A 2,617-nucleotide genomic window follows, 5' to 3' on the forward strand; every position below is an offset into this window, starting at 1 on the left:
GTCTCTCCCGGCCAGCGAAAACGCTGCCAGCTTTCCATTTGGTTGAAGTAACGTAATTTCTGCCCGTCTATCGTCAGGTCGGTTTCCACCACATCCCGCGCCGCTCGCGCACGCAGTTCAAACCGCAGCCCCTGACTGCCGTCCGCAAACAGCACATCCGATAACTGACTGAGCTGATTCACCGCTTTCAGGAAACGCGGATTAAAACGCAATCCCTGATCGTTCACTTTATCCGGCACCCAGCGGTTACCCTCTTTATGCAGCACGCCACCTAACTGACGCGTCAAAAACTGCTCAATGCGCCCGGTGTCCGGGCGGATAAACTGCCCCAACATCGGTAACGAGATGTCACTCTCCCCACCGGCAAACGGGTAACGACCGGCAAAGGCGGTGTTCCAGTTGGCGACAATTGCCGTCTGCCACTGGGCATTCAGGCTGGCCGCAGACGGTTTCAGTATCTCCTGCCACGCCTGGTTTAACGGCTGCACGAACATCGTCTGACCAAAACCGCGCCATTGGTCACCCAAATTGGCCGCCATCAGATTGCCGTAGCCTTGCGTCTCCGTCAGGTCGGTGCTTTTGCCCTGAAACACCGTCTGGGCCAGCCTTCCCGCCATCTCCAACGGGTCGTCACTGGTGTTCATCTGTTGCAGTTTCAGCCGCACCTGCGTGACTCGGGTCAGGAAGGTTTGCAGATTAAGGGTGTTGTCCGCCGTCATCACACTTTGTGGATTATTTTTCCCCATCAGCGCCAGTAACGGACCGAAGGTGCGGTCCATCGGCCCGCTCAGTTCGGGGGCTTGCGGGTTAATCACCGGCACCGCCGTTTTATTCAGCAACGTCTTAGCGGATTTCACCAGTGACGCCGATAACGTCGGGCCTTGCTGGCCGGTCTGTCCCTGATACGCCACGGTGTTCATCAACGCTATCAGTGGGGATTGGCGACCATCCGCCATCAGGGTTAACTGGTCTGTCACCTCGGACAGGTTACGCGCTTTGTTCCAGCGCAGGCTGTTAAGAAAATCCTGCCAGGCCCCGGCGAAATCAGTAAAGTAACGCGCGGTCAGACGGGCTTTCAGCTCTGCCGGTGAGACGGCTGTCGGGACGGCCTGACGGTTATCACTCAGCACCCAGTCAATCGCTTCCTTACGAGAGGCCACCGCGTTATCAATCGCTTTCTGTATCTGCCCTTCCCACGCCTGACGGGTAAACATTCCCGGTACCACCCGCGTGGTGGTAAACAGCTGCTCCGCCTCGGTGTCGCCGGTCATCTGCCTTAAGGTCAGATCGGCATAATCCTTCGCCACCGATTGCAGCATCTGCTGGTAGAGCGTGGCTTCCGCATTGTGCCGACCCATCTGCGCCAGCAATATCCGGCGCACCTGACTGACCAACGCCGTGTCCGGCGTAATCCGCCATTCAGGATGGGCGGGCAGATTTTCTGCATAAAAATCCCACAAATCCGACGCGGCACTCAGCCAGACGCCGGGGGCAATACCGGCCCGATCCGGTTCGTTTTCACTGAGGACGCGGGTTAAAAACGCGGCATCCGCTTTTTGTGGGTACGCCATCATCAGATAGGCTTTGAGTTGGTTGTGCGCGGCTTTCGCCCGGAAGGCTCGTTGCGGGCTGCCCGGCGGCAAATTCACCAGGGCGCTCAATTTTTGGTGCAGTATCGCCGCGGCTTTATCCCGTATCAGGCGGTTATTTATCTGGGTGTAGTACGGCAGCACCGCCGTCAATAACGGCTGATTTTGATTCAAACCGAAACGCTGATACCAGGGCGCACCGTGTTCGGCCCGATATTGTAACCGGCCCATTTCATCGCGCAGAGCCTTAAACGCCATCAACTGGGCGTCGGACGCCTCAGGACGGGCTTGCAAATCAGTCACCGCCGCGTTGACTGCCATTATCTGGTCGCGGTTGGTGAAAAAGGAGAGCACACTGCCTGCTCCCCATAATAAGGCCAGGGCCATCAGGCCGTTATAAACGTTGCGCCGCTGGATCCATCCGACCCGTCTGCCATGCCAGTGCAGACTGTCATCTAATACCCCCTGCCAGGCAGCATCGGGCAACCAGCTTTGCGGTCCTGCATCCGGGGTCGCTTCCAACGGCAGACTGAACATCAGGCCACGCAGCGACACGACCTGAGCGTACTCCGCCAGCCACGGCGTCAATACCTTGCGCCAGTGGTCAATGCCTTTTTTCTCCAGCGTGGAGGCCAGCCGATACAAAAAATCATGGGCATTCTTGGGCAATAGCTGCTGCATCCCCCGCTTGCGTATCGGGTCAATCAACTGTTGCAGCTGGGTCTCCACAATCTCGGGGGTACAGCGTTCAGGAAAAAAGCCCCCCACTGCCTGAGTCACCCGTCCTTCTTGTGACCAGATACTGTGGCACACCTGCCACAAATAGACAGGTGCCTGCCAGCGTAACTGTTGGGCCTGTTTCTGCAACATCCGCAGGGCTTTATCCATCCAGGCCGGTTGGGCGCTTTGTTGTTCGGTCAGCGCCCAGACGATACCGTTGAGCGGACGGAAACGGCGCAAGCGACGCAGGGCCGCCAGTTGCGCGGCATCGGGTTCAGTTTGCAAACTGCCCCCCCACAACAGGAGTG

At 58.0% G+C, this 2,617-nt stretch carries 1 protein-coding gene; it reads right to left on the minus strand.

Annotated features, from left to right (window positions below; translation table 11 throughout):
* On the minus strand, positions 1-2,617 hold a 2,617-nt coding region (locus tag LGZ99_RS23930), incomplete at both ends, for an ImcF-related family protein (RefSeq protein ID WP_262979798.1).

It is taken from the genome of Photorhabdus temperata (genome assembly GCF_025384845.1).
Lineage (GTDB): Bacteria > Pseudomonadota > Gammaproteobacteria > Enterobacterales > Enterobacteriaceae > Photorhabdus > Photorhabdus temperata.